Raw genomic sequence first — 18,815 nt, forward strand, 5'->3', positions numbered from 1 at the left:
ACGACGAGCAGGGGTACGCAAGATTTCGATCCAACATTGCAAGATTACGACTGCGTCACGAGCGGTCCGCGGCGGCCGACCGCCAGGCCACCCCGATAGAGGGCGCCTCGACCTTGCCTGCCCCGCACCATGATCGCCTGTTCCAACTTACTGTCGAATATTTGCAATATCTCGCCGACATCTTGTGCTCGTCTGGTCGCACTGCTTGAGTGTGCGGCCGTAGGCGCCCGGGCCGCCGCTCCCCCCGTTCCCCCACCAGGAAGGCGCACCCGCACATGACGAATGCGATGAGAGCAAGACAGCGCAACAGACGGCTGCTGGCAGCCTGTCTCGGCGCGGGGCTGATAGCCGGCGCGCTGGTGCCGGCGACTGTCGCCGCGGCCGCACCCCCACGGGCCGCGCACTCCGCGCAGCAGGCCGCGGCCGCAGTCACCAATCTCGCGTTGGGCAAGCCGATCGAGGCCTCCTCCTCGATCCAGAACTACGTCGCGACCAACGCCAACGACAACTCCACGAGCACCTACTGGGAGGCGAGCGGCCACCCGTCCACGCTGACCGTGAAGCTCGGTGCGGACGCCGAGCTCTCGTCGGTGGTGCTCAAGCTCAACCCGGACCCGGCCTGGTCCAAGCGCACCCAGACCATCGAGGTCCTCGCCCGCAAGCAGGGCGAGCAGAGCTTCACCTCCATCAAGGCGCAGGCCGAGTACGTCTTCGATCCCGCCGCGAACCAGAACGCGGTGAGCATCCCGGTCTCCGGGCGCTACGCGGACGTCCAGCTGCGGATCACCGGCAACACCTCCGGATACGCCGGACAGATCGCCGAGTTCCAGGTCAACGGTGAGCCCGCCCCCAGCCCCGACCTCTCGGTCTCCGGTCTCACCTGGACTCCGTCCTCCCCCAGCGAGAGCGACGCGATCACGGCGAAGGCGACCGTACGCAACACCGGCAACGCGGCCGCCGCCGCGACCACCGTCGACGTGAGCCTCGGCGGCACGGTGGCCGGGACCGCGCAGGTGCCCGCGCTCGGTGCGGGCGAGTCCGCGGCCGTGGATGTGGCACTCGGCAAGCGGGCGCAGGGCAGTTACACCGTGTCCGCGGTGGTCGACCCGCTGGACACCGTGGCCGAGCAGGACAACGAGAACAACAGCGTCACCGCCGAGGGCAAGCTCACCGTCGGCCAGACCCCGGGACCCGACCTGGAGGTCACCGGGATCTCCTCCAACCCGTCGAGCCCGGCGGTCGGAGCCCAGGTCTCCTTCTCCGTGAAGGTGCACAACCGCGGGACCTCCCCGGTCGCCGCCGGTTCGGTGACCCGGCTGACCGTCGGCGACAAGACGCTGAACGGGAATGCGCCCGCCCTCGCGGCCGGCGCCACCGAGACCGTGGAGCTCTCCGGCACCTGGACCGCGACCAGCGGCGGCGCCACGCTCACGGCCACCGCCGACGCCACGGACACGGTCGACGAGACCAATGAGGACAACAACGTCTTCGCCCGCTCGATCGTCGTCGGCCGCGGCGCCGCCGTCCCGTACATCGAGTACGAGGCGGAGGAGGGCCGCTACGAGGGCACGCTGCTCGAAGCGGACGCCGAGCGCACCTTCGGGCACACCAACTTCGCCACCGAGTCCTCGGGCCGCAAGTCGGTACGGCTCAACTCGACCGGTCAGTACGTCGAGTTCACCTCGACCAGCGCGGCGAACTCGATCGTCGTACGGAACTCGATCCCGGACGCACCCGGTGGCGGCGGCCAGGAGAAGACGCTCAGCCTGTACGCGGACGGCCAGTTCGTGCAGAAGGTGAAGCTCTCCTCCAAGCACAGCTGGCTGTACGGGAACACCGACCAGCCGGAGGGCCTGACCAACACCCCGGGCGGCGACGCGCGCCGGCTCTTCGACGAGTCGCACGCGCTGCTCGCGAACACCTACCCCGCAGGCACGAAGTTCCGGCTGCAGCGCGACGCCGGTGACGACGCCGCGTACTACATCGTCGACCTGATCGACCTGGAGCAGGTGGCGCCGCCGGCGTCGAAGCCCGCCGAGTGCACCTCGATCACCGAGTACGGCGCGATCCCGAACGACGGGATCGACGACACGACCGCGCTCCAGAAGGCCGTGACGGCCGACCAGAACGGTGACATCGCCTGTGTGTGGATCCCGGCGGGGCAGTGGCGCCAGGAGCAGAAGATCCTCACCGACGACCCGCTGAACCGCGGTCAGTTCAACCAGGTGGGCATCCGCGATGTCACCATCCGCGGCGCGGGCATGTGGCACGCGCAGCTGTACACGCTCACGCAGCCGCAGGACGCGGGCGGGATCAACCACCCGCACGAGGGCAACTTCGGCTTCGACATCGACGACAACACCAAGATCTCCGACATCGCCATCTTCGGCTCGGGCCGGATCCGCGGCGGCGACGGCAACGCGGAGGGCGGCGTCGGGATCAACGGCAGGCTCGGCAAGAACACCAAGATCAGCAATGTCTGGATCGAGCACGCCAACGTCGGCGCGTGGGTGGGCCGCGACTACTCCAACATCCCGGAACTGTGGAACCCGGGCGACGGCCTGGAGTTCAGCGGGATGCGCATCCGCAACACGTACGCGGACGGCATCAACTTCACCAACGGCACCCGTAACTCGACCGTCTACAACTCGTCCTTCCGCAACACCGGGGACGACTCGCTCGCGGTCTGGGCCAGCAAGTACGTGAAGGACACGTCGGTGGACATCGGGCACGACAACGTGTTCCGCAACAACACCGTCCAGCTGCCGTGGCGGGCCAACGGGATCGCGGTGTACGGCGGTTACGGCAACAGGATCGAGAACAACCTCGTGTACGACACCATGAACTACCCGGGCATCATGCTCGCGACCGACCACGACCCGATTCCGTTCACGGGTCAGACGCTGATCGCGAACAACGGGCTCTACCGCACGGGCGGTGCGTTCTGGAACGAGGACCAGGAGTTCGGCGCCATCACGCTCTTCGCGCAGGGTCCGGACATCCCCGGCGTCACGATCCGTGACACGGACATCCACGACTCGACGTACGACGGCATCCAGTTCAAGACGGGTGGCGGCGCGATGCCGGGCGTGAAGATCGAGAACGTGACGATCTCGAAGTCCAACAACGGCTCGGGCATCCTCGCGATGGGCGGGGCGCGCGGCAGCGCGACGCTGACGAACGTCGACATCAGCGACTCGCGGGACGGCGACATCCTGATCGAGCCCGGCTCGCAGTTCGTGATCAACGGATCCGCCTCGGCGCCCGCCCGGGTGGGCAGGGAACTGTCGGGCATCTGATCCACCTGCTCCTTGGCAGCTGCCGCCCGGACCTGCAGTCGGTCCGGGCGGCAGTGCGTCGTACGGCGCACAACTACGCTGGAGGCATGACGGAAGAGCCCCTCCCCGAGTACGTGACGGAAGAGCCCCTCGCGAACCGCGTGACGGACGAGCCCTTCGCGGAGTGCGTGCTGTGCCGCGAGCCCACCGAGTACCCGGAGTCCACCAAGGGCAGCACGCTCTGCCCCGTATGCGAGTGGCGGGAGGCGGAGCGGGTGGCCTGCTCGGGGTGAGGCGACGGGCGGCTCTGCTTTCGGCAGAGCTCGGGGCGCTCGCTCCCGCCGATGGCCACCATGGCCTGCATGGGTAGTGACATCGCGATACGCCGGCTCGACCTCGGCACCTTCATCCGCCCCGCCGCCGAAGCAGGCGGCGCCGCACCGCGCGTGGAGTCTGCGCTCGCCTATCTGGTCCGCCACGACCGGGGCCTGATCCTCTTCGATATGGGGATCGGCGTGGCGGACGCCGCGACCGAGGCACGGTACCGGCCTCGGCGCCGCCCCCTGCCGGACGCGCTTGCGGCCGCCGGGGTCTCACTCGATGAGATCTCCCTCGTCGTCAACTGCCATCTGCACTTCGACCACTGCGGCGGCAACCCCCTGTTCGCCGGGACACCCGTCGTCGTCCAGGCGACGGAACTGGCCACTGCCCGTGCGGGCGGCTACACGGTGGACGAGCTGGTCGACTTCCCGGGCGTCCGCTACGAGGAGTTGACCGGGGACGCCGAGATCTGGCCGGACGTCTGGGTGGTCGCGACGCCGGGGCATACGCCCGGCCACCAGTCGCTTGTCGTCCGGCGCCCCGACGGCGGGGTGGTTCTCGCCGGCCAGGCCCGCGACCGCGCCTCCGACTACGCCGCGGAGCAGCTCGCCCGCGAGGCGCGGGCACACGGTGCGCACGAACCTCTCCCCGCGTACCGGCCGTGGCTGGACCGCCTCGCCGACTTCGACCCGCGGCGGGTGCTGTTCGCGCACGACTGCTCGGTGTGGGAGCCCGCGGAGGAGGGCGGGTGGCCCGAATCCTATGCGTATGAGGCGAGTTGAGCTTCAGGTACGCCGTGAACTGAGCCCGCACGAGAGCGCCGCGGCCGCGGTCGCGACGGCCGCCGCCGCAGCGAGCGGCAGGAGCGAGAGCGGTGTATCGCCCGTACGGGAGCCGCTGATGAGAGCGGAGACGGCGGTACGGGCCGGGGATCCCGCGGTCACCAGGAGCAGGAGCGCTCCGAGGCTCAGCGCCGCCAGGGACCAGCCGCGGCCGGTCAGGACCGGCCAGGTGCACAGGGCGCCCAGGGCCGCCCCGGTCAGGGCGCAGACGGCGGCGGCGAGCAGGCCGGACGCGAGCGCGCCGGGCAGCGGGATCGCCGCCGTACGGTCGGTGGTACGGGCGTCGCCGAGCAGCACGGTGAGCACCGTGCCGACCGCCCCGAGCAGCCCGGCGGCCGCCAGGGCCGTGACCAGGACGGCGAGTTGGGCCCGCACGGGACCGCCCGCCGCGGTGGCGGTGACATGGCGGGCCGCGTACGGCTCCTGGGTGGCGCAGATGCGGACCAGCCAGGCGGCGACGGGGAGCAGGGCGGCCGCCGCGTAACCGAGCGAGTCCAGCAAGGGATCCCCCATGCCGACGCCGACGGCGAGCAGCGCCCCGTACAACACGACGGGCGGAAGCCAGCGTTGGGAGCGCAGGAGGAGGGCGGTGTGGTAGCCGAGCAGTGCGGTCATCGTTCCCGGGCGGCGAGAGGGTGGACGCGGTGGATGTGCCAGGTGCCGGCCGCCGTGAGCAGGGCGCGGAGCAGCGCGTCCGAGTGGGCGGCCGGCACGCTGAAGCGGACCGTACCCGAGGGGTCGGTCTCGTGGGTGGCCTCGGGTGGGAGTGCGTCGGGCAGCTTCGTCCCGGGAGGTGCCTGCGCGTCGATCCGTACGCGCGGCGCGCTCTGCGCCACGGGGACCAACGACGTGCCCGACACCTCGTACGCCGCCGTCACCGCGCCCGCGAGCCGGCCCGGATCGTGGTCGACGAAGAGCACCGTCGCACCCCCGGCGACCCGCTCGGTCACCGCGTCGTCCAGCGCGTCGCGGGCCTCGGCGTCCAGACCCGTCCAGGCCTCGTCGAGGACGAGCAACTCCGGCTCGGCGAGCAGGGCCTGGGCCACGGCGATCTTCTGGGCGGTGCCCTTGGACAGCTCGGACAGCGGCATGTCCCCGTAGGCGCCCGCACCGAACCGGTCGAGCCAGTGTTCCGCGCGGAGCCGCGCCGTACGCCGGGACAGACCGTGGATGCGGCCGAGGTGAGTGAGGTAGCCGTACGCCGTGAAGGGCAGTGCGGGCGGGAAGCGTTCGGGCACGTACGCGGTGCGCGGCCTGCCCTCGATGCGGCCCGCGCTCGGGGTGTCGATGCCCGCCGCGAGTCTCAACAGAGTTGATTTTCCTGAGCCGTTGACGCCGCCGACGCGGACCAGGGTGCCGGCGGACAGCGCGAGGCCGACTGCGTGCAGCACCCAGGGTCCGCGCAGCCCGTAGCGGCGTCCGACCTGGTGGAACGTGCGGGGCATCAATGTGCTTTCGGCTGGACGGCAGGGGCTTCGCTGGGGCGGACGATGACGTATCCCTCCCCTTCCAGTTTGAGCTGTACGGCTTCTCCCGAACCGCCGCGCACCATCGAGCCGAGGCTCTGCGAGCGCTGCAGGGACGTGTGCAGGGAGGAGTTCCAGCCGACCACGGCGTCGGTGTCCACGAAGACCGGGGCCTGCGGTGTGACGGGGATGACGATCGGCTCGCCCTCGCAGATCACGCCGAGCTTGCCGTGTCCGGTGAAGACGCTGTTGAACAGACCGCCCCCGGCGATCCCCGCCCCCTTCACGGTCTTGATCTCGTACGAGAGCGTCGGGTCGAAGCACAGGACGTTGCGCCCGTTGATGGTGAGCGCGTCCCCCGGTTCGATGTCGACGACGAAGCAGTTGGCGGCCTGCTGCGCGAACCAGACCTCACCCTGGCCGCGCACCGCCATCAGCGGCAGCCCCTCGCCTGTGACGGCCCGCTTGAGCAGCCCGCCTATCCCGCCCTGCCCCTTGTGCTCGAACTGCAGACTTCCGCGGTAGGCGACCATGGCGCCCTGGCGGGCGAACATCTCACCGTTGACCACGTACTTGATCGACTTGGAGTTCTGCAGGCTCATCCCCGGCACGGTGGCCGGCTGAGCCATGTGCTGCGTGGCAAAGAGGTCGCTCTTCATGCTGTGCATCCTGGCGTGCGGTCCCGACGACGCCAAGAGACCAAGGGCCAAGGGCGGACGTACTTTCGTATACGGCCGGATCGCGCCCGTGCCGCCTTTGGCAGACTGGGCGGGTGAGCAGCGAGAACCCCAGCAGCGCCCCGGCCACCGGCACCTCCCAGGACCCCGGCGGTGCCCCGGCCACCAGCACCTCCCAGGAGCCCGGCGGTGCCCCGGTCCCGGACAGCCCCTTCCAGCACGAGAACGTGTCGCGGGACGAGGCCCCTCAGTTCGTCCTCCCCCTCGTCGTCCGCCTGGAGAAGACCGCTCCCCCGGCGCGCACCGACGCCCTGGAGACGGCGGCCCGTGCGGTGCTCGTGATGCTCAGTGATCCGCGCTCGGTCGGCGACGGGGAGTGGGCGCAGGCGATGTCGGACTGGCAGGACGCGCGGATCCGCAAGGTGGTCCGGCGCGCTCGGGGCGGCGAGTGGCGCAAGGCCTCGGCCCTGCCCGGCATCACGGTCACCGGCAAGTCCGCCGAGGTCCGCGTCTTCCCGCCGGTCCCTCTGGACGGCTGGCCCAAGGAGCTCGCCAAGCTCCAGGTCTCGGGCACGGAACTCGACGACCCCGAGCAGCCGCCCGCGCCCGACCCGGCCGCCCCGGTCCTGTGGATGAGCCCCGATGTCGACATGTCGGCGGGCAAGGCGATGGCGCAGGCGGGCCACGGCGCCCAACTGGCCTGGTGGGAACTGTCCGACGCCGACCGCGACGCATGGCGCGAGGCGGGCTTCCCGCTCGCGGTCCGCACGGCGACGCCCGAGCGATGGGCGGCCCTGACGACGAGCGGCCTCCCGGTCGTCCGCGACGCGGGCTTCACGGAGATCGCCCCGGGCTCGTGCACGGTCGTCTCCGAGGGCGGTCTGCACTACTGCCCCATCGGACGGCTGCAGAAGTAGCCGCTCGCCCCGCCCCTGCCCACCGCTCCCACCGCTCCCACCGCCGCACGCCCTAGGTCCAACGGCGGAGGCCGGTCCCGACCTTCCGGTGAGGTGGTCCGTACGGCACGGAGGCTAGGTTCGTGAGGGTGGCTGCCGCGCATACGGAAGCGGGCGCAGGCAGCCGCACCGGAACACGTACGAGAGGTGCGGGATGAACAGCGGGGACGCAGTGGCATTGGTATGGCAGGGCGGGGAACTGGACCTCGAGGCCTATCTGGAGCGGATCGGGTTCGACGGTCCGCGCGAGCCGACCCTGGAGACCCTCGCCCGGCTCCAGCGCGCCCACACCACCTCGATCCCCTTCGAGAACGTGCACGCCGTCCGGGGCGTCCCCCTGCCTCTCGACCTCGCCTCGGTCCAGGAACGCCTGGTGCGCCGGCGCCGCGGCGGCTACTGCTTCGAACACGTCCTGCTCTTCGCCGCCGCGCTGGAGCGGCTCGGGTTCGACTTCACGGGGATCACCGGGCGCGTCACGATCGACCCGTCCAAGGTCACGCCGGCCACGCACGCCATGGTCGTGGTCCGCTTCCCCGGCGACGCGCGCCTCCGGCTGTGCGACGTGGGCTTCGGCAGCGGCCCGACCGCCCCGATCGAACTCGCCGACGGCGCGACCCTGGAGGCCGACGGCTGGCACTACCGCCTCCTGCGCAGGACCGGGCCGCTGACCGACGTCTGGTCACTGCAACAGCGCGGCGCCGACGGCTGGTTCGAGCGCAACACCTTCGTCCCCGTGCAGCAGTACCCGATCGACTACCGCGTCGGCAGCCACTACGTCGGCACGCACCCGCGCTCGCCGTTCGTCACCCGCCTGTTCGCCCAGCGCTTCACCGGCCCCGAGCACCACCAGCTCGACGGCACCACCTGGAAGACCCACACCCCCGACGGCATCACGGTGGAGAAGGACATCGAGCCGTCCCGGCTCGGCACACTCCTCACGGACACCTTCGACCTCACCCTGACCGAGGACGAACTGGCCGCCGTCCTGGGCCAGTCCGCGCCCGGCCACGTCTGAGAGTCCGTCTCCGGCACCGTCCCTCGCACCCCTCGCGCGGCGAATTCGCTGGTCGGCTCGACGGTCATCGGCGATGCTGCCCCAATGATCGACCGGGAAACCGCGGTACGCATCGTCGAGGACGAGCTGGTCCGCGAGCACCAGTTCCAGGCCGGGCTCGGCATCGACTCCGCGCCCGTCGCGGTGCTGCGCGTCGCCGAGCACGAACTCGTGTGGAAGGTCTACGTCCAGTCCGTGGAGTACCTCCGCACACGGGACATGCGCAGCATGCTGGTCGGCCACGGGCCGTATCTGGTGGACCGCGTGGACGGCGGCCTGCATGAGATCGGTGCCGTCGCCGAGCGGACCGGGGAATGGGAGCCGGACTACCGCGCGCGCATCCGCGGCATTCCCGTGCGCACAGCGGTGGACGATCTGCATGACGAGGTGCGGGAGACCGCCGGACTGCACGGGCGTCTGCAGGCCGCGCGGATGCTTCGGGGGCGCCTGCGGGGCCTTTCCCCGGCCCAAGCCCTCCGTTATGCGGACGGGCTGCTCGGCGGGCGGGCGCCGCGGGAGTTCGTGACCGTGGCCCTGGCCCAACTCGTCGTACCCATCAACCCTCTGGTCACCGCCCGCACCATCCACCCCGGCGGCACGGCGACCTGACTCAGGCGCCCGGGAGCGCGCTCGCCCGCACCGCCTCCCCCGCCCGCGCGGTGCGCCTATGCTTCCAGGAAGGCACGCACCCAGGAGGAACAACCGCAGGTGACCGCAGCAGCCAAAGGGGTCGACGGGCGGGTCGAGCGAGGGAATCGCACCCGGCGCCTCGTCCTGCGCCACACCGTCGACATCGCCTCCGTCGAAGGACTCGAAGCGCTGTCGGTGGGGCGGATCGCCACCGAGCTCGGGCTCAGCAAGAGCGGGGTGTTCGCGCTGTTCGGCTCCAAGGAGGAGCTGCAGCTCGCCACGATCCGGGCCGCCGGACGGATCTACAGCGACGAGGTCCTCGCCCCGGTCGCCGACCTGCCCGCCGGCGTGGGCAAGGTGGCGCGGCTGTGCGCGGAGTGGCTGCGGTACTCGCAGGGCCGGGTGTTTCCCGGAGGGTGTTTCTTCTACGCGGTGATGGCCGAGTTCGACGCACGCCAGGGCCCCGTACACGACGCCGTCGTGAGGTCGCTCGACCACTGGATGGCCTACGTGGAGCAACTGGTCGCCGAGGCGCAGACCGCCGGGGAGATCGACCCGGGCATCGACCCCGCTCAGCTGGCCTTCGAGCTCGTGGCGCTGCAGGAGGCGGCCAACGCCCACTCGCTCCTCACCGGCGCCTCCACTCCGTACGACCGTGCGCGCACCGGGATCGTGTCCCGGCTGCGCGCGGCCGCGACGAATGCGGATCGTGTGCCTCAAATCTCCTGATACGCCCGGGTGTTGGGGCTCTCTCGAAGCCTTCAGCAAGGTTCTCGAAGGCTGAAAAAGAAGTAGCACGACCGGTCGTTTAGTTTTAAGCTCGGCGCATGGAGACCACCCGAGCGTCCCGACCACCCCGTCTGCTGCGCACCCGCTGGAAGCACGGTCCCGTCCCCCTGACCCTGTGCGGCGCCCACGTGAGCGTCACCGAGTTCACCGCCGGGACCCGGGCGCACGCCGCCGCCGTCGCCCTCGCCGGACTGCGTCTGCGCCGCACCTGGCCGACGACACCGGGCGCGCTCGGCATGTGGCTCTGGGCCGACCTCGCCGGCCGGCGGTCCGGCTCCGTATCCGTGTGGCGCGACGACATCGCGCTCAAGGAGTTCGTGGGCCGCCCCGACCACATCGAGACCGTCCGGGCCCACCGGGGGCGCGGCGCCCTGCGCGCCACCTCCTGGGCGCTGGAGGACTTCGAGCCGGACGAGGTGTGGACCCGGGCCCACGCACTGCTGACCGGCGCCGCCCCCTGGCCCCTCATCGGCACAACTCCCGCGCTCCACACCCCCGTTCACCTGGAGGAAGCGTGACGACCCACAACCGGCTGCCCGACTACGTCGAGCTCGACCGCCTCGCCGTACAGGAGACACTGCGACTTGTCCGTATGACGGACGACAAGGACTGGGACCGTCCCACCCCCTGCACCGACTGGACGGTCCGCGATCTGGTCGCCCACATGACGGCCGAGAACAACGGCTACGCGGCCGCCGCACGGGGCGAAGGCGGACTGCCCGCGCACTGGCGGGTGCCGGCGGCCTTCGGCACGGATCCGGTGCGCGCGCACGGGGAATCGGTGGCCGCACTCATCGTGCCGTTCGCCGAACACGGCGGCGGGGAGCGGCCGTTCACCCTTCCCCTGCTCGGCGGCGCCTTCCCGGCCCGCGTCGCCGTATCCTTCCATCTGCTCGACTCCGCGGTGCACGCGTGGGACCTGGCGGCCGCCCTCGGCAGCACGCCCCGGCTGCCGTCCGCCGTGGGCGAGGCGGCGCTGCGCATCGCCCGCCGGATCCCCGACGAGGGCCGGGCCCCGTTCTTCGGGCCCGCGCTGCGGCCGCCCGAGGACGCCGACCCGTTCACCGCGACCCTGAACCTGCTCGGCCGCGACCCTCACTGGTCACCGGACGACCAGGAACCGCCACGGTCACTCTGAACACAACATCCCGGCATTGCGTATCTCTCAATACTTCCAACTCGGTTGAACGACCGGTCAGTTGGCGGTTGGTTCGTGCGGGAACGACGCACTACCCCGGGAGGCACCCTTGCTGCGACGCGTCAACGGAACAGCCCTCATCATCGCGGCGCTCGTGGCCACGCTCGGCGCGCTCGCCTTTCCGGTCTGGTCGTACGCGGACCGCTCGGGCACCGGACAGGCCAATGTCGACGCCGGTACGGTCGCCACGCAGTGGGGGCCGCTGACCGCGACCGACCGTGACTTCATAGTGAAGGTCCGGCTGGCAGGGCTGTGGGAACTGCCCGCCGGACAGCAGGCCATCGAGCGCGCGCCGACCGAGTCGATCAAGGAGTGCGGCGACCATCTCGTGGTCGGCCACACCGATCTCGACCGGCGGGTGCGCTCCGTGGCGGCGCAGCTGGCCATCGAGCTGCCCAACCAGCCCAACGAGCAGCAGCAGGGCTGGCTGAAGGAGCTGACGGACGCCGAAGGGGTGGAGTACGAGCGGAAGTTCGCGAATCTGCTGCGCAATGCGCACGGCAAGGTCTTCGCCCTGATCGCCGAGGTACGGCACACCACGCGCAACACCCTCGTACGGCAGCTCGCGACCGACGCGAACCAGACCGTGCTCGACCACATCACCATGCTGGAACGCACCGGCCGCGTCGACTTCGACGGCATCGCCGACGAGGCCGCAGGCAAGCTCACCGCGAGCCCGACCGGCCCCCCGCCGCCCTCCGACGACCCGGTGCCGAGCGCGCCGCCGGTCTCACCGACCGCCGATGACAAGTCCTTCACGTCACGGCCGTCCGCTCCCGGCTCCGGAGACATCAACACCTCCCGCCCGGAGCCCGGGGACTGACCCCGCCCCGTACGGCGAGACCTCGCGGCGAAACCTCAAATCAAGCTCTGAACGTCCCCCTGAAGGGATTCACCGCCGCACGCCGGGGCCATGACACCTGCACAGCACAGCGTCGTGCTCCAGAAGGCCGGACAGGTGCAAGCCGCAGGAGCAAGGGGGGCGACAGATGAAGACACTTCCAGTACTGGGTACGGGGATCGGCTGGCGACCGGAGATCGCCGAAGCCGTGGAACGGATGCCCGGGATCGACTGGGTGGAGGTGGTGGCGGAGAACACCTGCCCCGGCCATCTGCCCGACTCGCTCACACGGCTGCGCGAGCGCGGCGTGACCGTGGTCCCGCACGGCGTCTCGCTCGGCCTCGGGGGCGCCGAGCGGCCCGACGCCGGCCGGCTCACCGCGCTCGCCGAGCGGGCCGAGGCCCTGGGCGCGCCGCTGGTCACCGAGCACATCGCGTTCGTACGGGCAGGAGGCGAGCGGACCGCGTCCACCACGCTGGAGGCCGGGCATCTGCTTCCGGTGCCGCGCACCTGGGACGCGCTCGACGTGCTCTGCGAGAACGTACGGATCGCCCAGGACGCGCTGCCCGTTCCGCTCGCCCTGGAGAACATCGCCGCGCTCGTCGCCTGGCCCGGCGAGGAGCTCACCGAAGGGCAGTTCCTCACCGAGCTCGTGGAGCGCACGGGCGTACGGCTGCTCATCGACGTGGCCAATCTGCACACCAACCACGTCAACCGCGGCGAGGACCCTGCGAAGGCCCTGTCCGAGCTGCCGGTCGAGGCCATCGCGTACGTGCACGTCGCCGGCGGCTTCGAGCGGGACGGCGTCTGGCACGACAGCCACGCGCACCCGGTGCCGCAGCCGGTGCTCGACATCCTGGCCGACCTCGCCTCCCGCGTGACCCCGCCCGGTGTGCTCCTGGAGCGCGACGAGCACTTCCCCGAGCCCGCGGAGCTGGAGCGCGAGCTCGACGCGATCCGCGAGACGGTACGGGTCAACCGCCCTGCCGCACCCGTCACTTCGGAGCCGCCGCGGCCCGCCGCACCGACCGGCGCGTCCACCGAACCGGCCCGCGACCGCCTCGCGCTCGCCCAGACCTCGCTGCTTTCGGCCCTGGTCGCCGGGACCCCGGCGCCCGAAGGCTTCGACCGGCAGCGGCTCGCCGTGCAGAGCCGGGCGCTGATCGGCAAGCGGGCGGACGTGGTCGCGAAGGTCGCGCCCGAACTCCCGGTGATCCTCGGCGACATCTACCGGCCCGCGTTCGTCTCGTACGCGCAAAGGCGGCCCATGACCAACGGCTACCGCCATGACGCGCTCGACTTCACCGAGCACCTGCTCGCGGCCGGAAAGCCCGAAGACCCGGACGCACGCCGTGCGTTGACCGACTGGTGGCTGGACCGCGTCGGCCCGAAGCCGCTGTCTCAGCGTCCTGTGGCACGGATCGCGCGCCGTGTACGACTCGCTCTGGGAAGGGGCTGACCGCATGGAGATCTTCGCCTACGTCATGAGCGCGGCCGTGGGTCTGCCGTGCCTGGTCCACCTCGTCCGCAGGTTCCGCGCACGGCACGAGCCGGCGCGACCGCAGGGCACGATCAACGACGCGTACGAGGCGGCCTTCCTCAGCGCGGGCCCCGGACGTGTCGCCGACACCGTGCTCGCGGTCCTGGCGTCCGACGGACGGATCGAGATCCGGGACCCGGGCATCGTGTCGGTACGGGAGTTCGCGCCGCGCCACCCCGTCGAGGCGGGCTTCCTCGAGGCCTTCCGCACCACACCGACCAGTTCGCTGTACTGGCTGCGGATCGCGGTCATGCGCTCAGCCGCCGTACAGGCGCTCGGGGACGCGTTGGCGGATCGTGGTCTGGCGCGCCGGCCGACCGACCCGAATCCCCCGTCGCGCCCCGGACTTCCGCTGTCCGTGATCGGTCTGGTGCTGTGCGTGGGGGCGCTGGTCGAACCGTTCGCCGCCGTCCCGCTCGCCGTGTTCGGCCTGATCGCGCTCCTCGTGGTCATCGGCACACCGCACCTGCGGATCACCACCGAGGGACGCGCCGCCCTGGCCCGGTACCGCCGCATCCACGAGTCGAGCACGGACCTCGCGGTCCGGGTCGCCCTGCACGGCCGGACCCAGATCCCGGACCGTGCCCTGTACCTGCGGCTGACCAACTCCACCGGCCCCGGCGCCCGCTACCAGGCTTCGTCCACCTCCACGGACCCCGGCCCGGTGCTGTTCGCGACCACGGTGAGCTGGTGCGGCGGCGGCTCAGGCCACTCGGCGTGCGGCGGCTCCTCCTGCGGATCCTCGTCCGGCGACAGCGGCTGGAGCTCCGGCGGCGGCTGCTCGTCCGGCAGCAGCTCCTGCGGGGGCGGTTCGAGCTCCAGCTGCGGGTCGAGCAGCGGGGGTTCCTCCTGCGGCGGAGGCGGCGGCTCCAGCTGCGGCAGCTCCTCGTAGGTGCACACCCGCAGGAGCACACCGGAACTCTCCGTGTCCGTCGGCTTCGGGTGCGCATCCCACCCGAAGCCGACGGATACTGGTGGATAGCGGAACAACGCTTGGTCACATTTCCGTCACCTGACGTCCGGATAATGAACACCCCATGGCGCAACACCCGCCCGTTCCCATAGAAACACCGCCATGTTCTGGGTCCCCTTCCTCCTCCTCGCCTGGGCCGTGGCAGGCATCGCCTGCATCAGGCTCTGCCTCGTCGCGAGCCGCGGCGCCGGCCACCCGGCCGATGCGCGCCTCGAGGCCGAGCTGAGCATCTACGAGGCGGCCTTCCTATCCGGCGGCCCCGACCGCGTCGCCGCCACGACGATGATCGCGATGGCCCGCCAGCGCCGGCTGCTGCTCGCGCACACGGGCTGGGCCACCGTCGTGGACCCCGACGGCAAGGACGATCTGGAGCGCTCGGTGCTCGGTGCGTTCGGACCGGACGGCCAGTCGCCGATAGCTCCCGTACGGCATCGCGCCGCCGGCGGCGAGGCGGTGCACAGCCTCGCCGAACGCCTCACGTCCGCGGGACTCGCCGTACCGGACGGGGCACGCGGCGGTATCGAGGCTGCGGTGCGCCAGGTGCAGGCCGCGGCCCTCGCGGTGGTCGCGCTCGGCGCCGTATCACTGCTGATGTGGCCCCATCACGAGGGCAGCATGGGCCCGTTGGTCGCCTGGTTCCTGCTCCCGCTGATCCTGACGCTGGGCTGCCTGGCGATAGCGCGCTTCGAGGTGCACCCGTACACGCGCTGGGCTTCGAGCGAGGGCCAGCAGCTGCTCGGCATGCTCGACACCGACCGCCCCGACGACGAGCGCGGCTTCCTGACGGCGGTGGCGGTACGGGGTCCGCGCGCCGTGACCGACCCCGCGCTGCGCGCCGCGTTCGACAAGGGCCGCTGACAGCCGGGCGCAGGAGTTCGGCGCAACGGCTCGGCGCAGGGGTTTCCCTCCACCTCCCCCATGGGGTTAGGTTAGGCATGCCTAAGTCGCAAGGGACTGCGACTCGGGCGTCTCCACCTGCCCTCGGGAGAACATCCATGCGCCTTTACCGCCCCCGCACGCCGCAGCCGGACCCCGCCGAGCGCGTCCGCGCCCTCGAACCCACCGCGGCCGAGCGGGTCCGCACCCTCCTTGCCACCGCCCACTCCATGTCCGTGGTCGCGGACGGCCGGGCGGAGGAGGTGCACCGGCTCGACGGCTCCGACGCCATGGGCCATGTCCATCTGCACGATCCCGCCGAGGCGGCGCTGCACCCCGAGGCCCGACGCACGCCGGTGCGCCTGGAGTTCACGGACATCGCGCCCACCGCGGTACGCGACCGGCTGCGCGCCCGGCTCACCGTGACGGGGATCCTGGAGGCGCCCTACGCGGCGCACGCCACGGAAAGCTTCTGCATGGAGTACGGCCAGGCGCTCCTGGAGACCGAGCGGGGACGCACCTTCGTCACGCTGCAAGAACTCCACGCGTGCGAGGCCGATCCGCTCGCGGCCTGTGAGGCGGGCATGCTCACCCATCTCGTCGACCGGCACAGCGAACTCGTCCCACTGCTCGTCCGTCTCGTACGGCCGTATCCGCGGCCCGGTCTGCTGCGGGTGCTGCCCGTCGCCCTCGACCGCTACGGCATGACCCTCCGCCTCGAATACGCGGACACCCACACCGACGCACGGCTGCCGTTCTCCTCCCCCGTCGACCACCCCGACGAGGTCAGGCCGCAGATCCACGCGCTCCTCGACGCCACCCGCCGCGCGCCGTACGGCAGCGGCCTGCGCACCTGACCGCGACACCTGACCGCGCCTGAGGACAGCCCCGCACTCGCGCATCGGGGTTGTTGCCCCGACAGCGCCGCACCCGGTGCTTGCCAAGCTCAACTGACCGCCGAAGTATCCCTTTCACCCCACCCTGTACCGCTCGAAGGGATGCCGCAGCGCGATGAGAGCGCCTCTCCTGTACGGCCTCGCCGGCTCACTGGCCCTGACCGTTCTTTCCGTCGGCCCTGCGGGCGGCGTCCCCGCGGACCAGCCGCCCGCAGGCGCGTCCGAGATGCGCGGGGTCGCCCTCGCCGCGGAGCGCGCCGCGGCCGCCGGGATCACGTTCGGCAAGTGCCCGACGGTGGAGGGTCTGCCCTCGCCCATCCAGTGCGGCACGATGCTCGTTCCCCTCAACTATGCCCAGCCGGAAGGCCGTCAGCTGAAGCTGACGGTCAGCCGTATGCCGGCGGCCGGCAAGAAGGACGAGCGCCAGGGCGCCCTGGTCTTCAACCCGGGCGGCCCCGGCGCCTCCGGGATGTACTTCCCGTTCGTCGGCTCCATGCCCGAGTGGAAGAACATCGCACGCGCCTACGACCTGATCGGCTACGCCCCCCGCGGCGTGGGCCGTTCGGCGCCGCTGTCCTGCCAGGACCCGAAGGACTTCGCGAAGGCGCCCACCGTCTCGCCGAGCGACCCGGACCTGACCTTCAAGAAGGAGCGGATCGCCCGCGCCAAGGCGTACGCGCAGGGCTGTCTGAAGAACGCGGGCGACGCGCTGCAGCACTACAACACCCTCAACAACGCCCGCGACCTGGACGTCCTGCGGGCCGCGCTCGGCGAGAAGAAGCTCAACTTCGTGGGCGCCTCGTACGGTACGTACTTCGGCGCCGTGTACGCGACGATGTTCCCGTCCCACGTGCGCCGCATGGTCTTCGACTCGGCGGTCAACCCCGCGCCGCACCAGATCTGGTACCGCAACAACCTCGACCAGTCGCTCGCGTTCGAGCGCCGCTGGGCCGACTTCCGCTCCTGGGTCGCCAAGCACGACAAGACGTACGGGCTCGGCAGCACGCCCGAGGAGGTGCAGCGCAGTTACGACAAGGCGCGGGCGCAGATCGCCGCGAAGCCGGCCGGCGGCAAGGTGGGCACGGCCCAGCTGCAGGCCGCGTATCTCAAGGCCGGTTACTACGACGACTACTGGCCGCAGCGTGCGCACGCCCTTGCCGAGTATCTGAAGGGCAACGAGAAGCCGCTGGTCGCGCAGGCCTCCAACCACCCGGAGGCGGCGGCCGAGGACGAGAACGGCAACGCCGTCTACACGGCCGTCGAGTGCAATGACGCGCCCTGGCCGACCGACTGGCGCGTCTGGGACCGCGACAACAGCCGTCTGGCCCGTATCGCCCCGTTCGAGACCTGGGACAACGCCTGGATGAACCTGCCGTGCGCCTACTGGCCCGCGCCCCGGCAGCGGCCGGTGGACGTCCGGGTCGCCGAGGGCGCGCTGCCGCCCACGCTGATCATGGCGGCGGAGCGCGACGCGGCCACCCCGTACGAGGGTGCGCTCGAACTGCACCGGCGGCTGCCCGGCTCGGCCCTGGTGACCGAGCGCGAGGCCGGTACGCACGGCATCAGCGGCGGTCCGAACCCGTGCATCAACGGGCACATGGACGCGTACCTCATCAACGGCCAGCTGCCGGTACGGCGCGCGGCGGCCTGCGCCCCGCACCCGGAGCCGAAGCCGGCGGGCGCGGCCAAGTAGCCGTCCCCGTAAGCGAAGGGGCCGCAGCCGGATGTCCGGCTGCGGCCCTTTCGTATGCCCGTGTATGTCAGGCGAGCGAGGCCACCAGGTCGGCGACGCTCTTGCGGCGGCCGGTGTAGAACGGCACCTCTTCGCGTACGTGCATCCGCGCCTCGGAGGCGCGCAGGTGACGCATCAGGTCGACGATGCGGTACAGCTCGTCGGCCTCGAAGGCGAGCAGCCACTCGTAGTCGCCGAGCGAGAACGAGGCGACCGTGTTGGCGCGCACGTCCGGGTAGCCGCGGGCCATCTTGCCGTGGTCGGCGAGCATGCGGCGGCGGTCCTCGTCGGGCAGCAGGTACCAGTCGTAGCTGCGCACGAAGGGATAGACCGAGACGTAGTTGCGGGGCGTCTCGTCGGCGAGGAACGCCGGGATGTGGGACTTGTTGAACTCCGCGGGGCGGTGCAGCGCCATGTTCGACCAGACCGGCTCGAGCGCGCGGCCGAGCCGGGTGCGGCGGAAGAGGTTGTACGCCTCCTGCAGCTGGTCGGCGGTCTCCGCGTGCCACCAGATCATGACGTCGGCGTCGGCGCGCAGACCGGAGACGTCGTAGGTGCCGCGCACGGTCACGTCCTTGGCGGCGAGCTGGTCGAACAGCTCCTGCACCTCGTCCGCGTAACCGGCCCGGTTCTCGGGGAGCACATCGCGCAGCTTGAAGACGGACCACAGCGTGTAGCGGATGACCTCGTTGAGGTCCTTGGCCTTCTTGCCGGCGTTCGGGATCTTCTCAGGGGCGTCACTCATG

At 71.2% G+C, this 18,815-nt stretch carries 19 protein-coding genes; 15 read left to right on the forward strand and 4 right to left on the reverse strand.

Going from position 1 to position 18,815, the window contains the following annotated elements; translation table 11 throughout:
- The first annotated feature begins 287 nt into the window (after positions 1–287).
- From H9Y04_RS10940 to H9Y04_RS10950, 3 genes are all read left to right on the forward strand, one after another.
- Positions 288–3,299: a CARDB domain-containing protein gene (locus tag H9Y04_RS10940; RefSeq protein ID WP_187813536.1), complete on the forward strand. Its 3,012-nt coding sequence runs from the start codon at positions 288–290 to the stop codon at positions 3,297–3,299.
- A gap of 86 nt (positions 3,300–3,385) precedes the next feature.
- Positions 3,386–3,571, forward strand: a complete 186-nt coding sequence (locus H9Y04_RS10945) for a hypothetical protein (RefSeq protein WP_187813798.1) — start codon at positions 3,386–3,388, stop codon at positions 3,569–3,571.
- A 69-nt stretch (positions 3,572–3,640) separates the two neighbouring features.
- Positions 3,641–4,381 carry an N-acyl homoserine lactonase family protein gene (locus H9Y04_RS10950; RefSeq protein WP_187813537.1) on the forward strand — a complete coding sequence of 247 codons (741 nt, stop codon included), beginning with the start codon at positions 3,641–3,643 and terminating at the stop codon, positions 4,379–4,381.
- A 3-nt stretch (positions 4,382–4,384) separates the two neighbouring features.
- On the opposite strand, the gene H9Y04_RS10955 is transcribed toward H9Y04_RS10950, so the two are convergent.
- From H9Y04_RS10955 to H9Y04_RS10965, 3 genes are read right to left on the reverse strand one after another with little or no spacing between them, the layout of a single operon-like run.
- Positions 4,385–5,056 carry an ABC transporter gene (locus H9Y04_RS10955; RefSeq protein ID WP_187813538.1) on the reverse strand — a complete coding sequence of 224 codons (672 nt, stop codon included), beginning with the start codon at positions 5,054–5,056 and terminating at the stop codon, positions 4,385–4,387.
- Positions 5,053–5,886, reverse strand: coding sequence for an ATP-binding cassette domain-containing protein (locus tag H9Y04_RS10960; RefSeq protein WP_187813539.1), 834 nt, complete (start codon positions 5,884–5,886; stop codon positions 5,053–5,055). The genes H9Y04_RS10955 and H9Y04_RS10960 overlap by 4 nt, the downstream gene beginning before the upstream one ends.
- On the reverse strand, positions 5,886–6,566 hold the full coding sequence (locus tag H9Y04_RS10965; RefSeq protein WP_187813540.1) for an AIM24 family protein: 681 nt from the start codon (positions 6,564–6,566) through the stop codon (positions 5,886–5,888). Before H9Y04_RS10965 ends, H9Y04_RS10960 begins: the two co-directional genes overlap by 1 nt.
- Before the next feature lie 245 nt (positions 6,567–6,811).
- Here H9Y04_RS10965 and H9Y04_RS10970 point away from each other — a divergent pair, with 245 nt between their 5' ends.
- From H9Y04_RS10970 to H9Y04_RS11025, 12 genes are all read left to right on the forward strand, one after another.
- The gene (locus H9Y04_RS10970; protein WP_308800956.1) at positions 6,812–7,501 is read left to right on the forward strand and encodes a peptidyl-tRNA hydrolase; all 690 of its coding nucleotides are present in this window, start codon (positions 6,812–6,814) and stop codon (positions 7,499–7,501) included.
- Between the two features lie 193 nt (positions 7,502–7,694).
- On the forward strand, positions 7,695–8,555 hold the full coding sequence (locus tag H9Y04_RS10975; RefSeq protein WP_187813542.1) for an arylamine N-acetyltransferase family protein: 861 nt from the start codon (positions 7,695–7,697) through the stop codon (positions 8,553–8,555).
- 84 nt (positions 8,556–8,639) lie between these two features.
- On the forward strand, positions 8,640–9,203 hold the full coding sequence (locus H9Y04_RS10980) for a YrhB domain-containing protein (RefSeq protein WP_187813543.1): 564 nt from the start codon (positions 8,640–8,642) through the stop codon (positions 9,201–9,203).
- Positions 9,204–9,302: 99 nt separating this feature from the next.
- Positions 9,303–9,953 carry a TetR/AcrR family transcriptional regulator gene (locus H9Y04_RS10985; protein WP_187813544.1) on the forward strand — a complete coding sequence of 217 codons (651 nt, stop codon included), beginning with the start codon at positions 9,303–9,305 and terminating at the stop codon, positions 9,951–9,953.
- Between the two features lie 98 nt (positions 9,954–10,051).
- The gene (locus H9Y04_RS10990) at positions 10,052–10,531 is read left to right on the forward strand and encodes a hypothetical protein (protein ID WP_187813545.1); all 480 of its coding nucleotides are present in this window, start codon (positions 10,052–10,054) and stop codon (positions 10,529–10,531) included.
- Positions 10,528–11,151, forward strand: a complete 624-nt coding sequence (locus tag H9Y04_RS10995; RefSeq protein ID WP_308800939.1) for a TIGR03086 family metal-binding protein — start codon at positions 10,528–10,530, stop codon at positions 11,149–11,151. Before H9Y04_RS10990 ends, H9Y04_RS10995 begins: the two co-directional genes overlap by 4 nt.
- A gap of 112 nt (positions 11,152–11,263) precedes the next feature.
- Positions 11,264–12,034, forward strand: a complete 771-nt coding sequence (locus tag H9Y04_RS11000; protein WP_187813781.1) for a DUF4142 domain-containing protein — start codon at positions 11,264–11,266, stop codon at positions 12,032–12,034.
- A 166-nt stretch (positions 12,035–12,200) separates the two neighbouring features.
- On the forward strand, positions 12,201–13,511 hold the full coding sequence (locus H9Y04_RS11005; protein WP_187813546.1) for an MbnB/TglH/ChrH family RiPP precursor modification enzyme: 1,311 nt from the start codon (positions 12,201–12,203) through the stop codon (positions 13,509–13,511).
- A gap of 4 nt (positions 13,512–13,515) precedes the next feature.
- Positions 13,516–14,484, forward strand: a complete 969-nt coding sequence (locus H9Y04_RS11010) for a TIGR04222 domain-containing membrane protein (protein WP_187813547.1) — start codon at positions 13,516–13,518, stop codon at positions 14,482–14,484.
- 183 nt (positions 14,485–14,667) lie between these two features.
- Positions 14,668–15,423 carry a TIGR04222 domain-containing membrane protein gene (locus H9Y04_RS11015; RefSeq protein WP_187813548.1) on the forward strand — a complete coding sequence of 252 codons (756 nt, stop codon included), beginning with the start codon at positions 14,668–14,670 and terminating at the stop codon, positions 15,421–15,423.
- A 137-nt stretch (positions 15,424–15,560) separates the two neighbouring features.
- Positions 15,561–16,298 carry a DUF2470 domain-containing protein gene (locus H9Y04_RS11020; RefSeq protein WP_187813549.1) on the forward strand — a complete coding sequence of 246 codons (738 nt, stop codon included), beginning with the start codon at positions 15,561–15,563 and terminating at the stop codon, positions 16,296–16,298.
- A 154-nt stretch (positions 16,299–16,452) separates the two neighbouring features.
- Positions 16,453–18,030 (forward strand): alpha/beta hydrolase, encoded by a 1,578-nt coding sequence (locus H9Y04_RS11025; protein WP_187813550.1) that lies wholly within the window; start codon positions 16,453–16,455, stop codon positions 18,028–18,030.
- 67 nt (positions 18,031–18,097) lie between these two features.
- Here the strand turns inward: H9Y04_RS11025 and hemQ are convergent, their stop codons facing one another.
- Positions 18,098–18,814 carry a hydrogen peroxide-dependent heme synthase gene (hemQ, locus tag H9Y04_RS11030; RefSeq protein WP_187813551.1) on the reverse strand — a complete coding sequence of 239 codons (717 nt, stop codon included), beginning with the start codon at positions 18,812–18,814 and terminating at the stop codon, positions 18,098–18,100.
- Between the last annotated feature and the right edge of the window lies 1 nt (position 18,815).

The organism is Streptomyces polyasparticus (genome assembly GCF_014493765.1).
Taxonomy (GTDB): domain Bacteria; phylum Actinomycetota; class Actinomycetes; order Streptomycetales; family Streptomycetaceae; genus Streptomyces; species Streptomyces polyasparticus.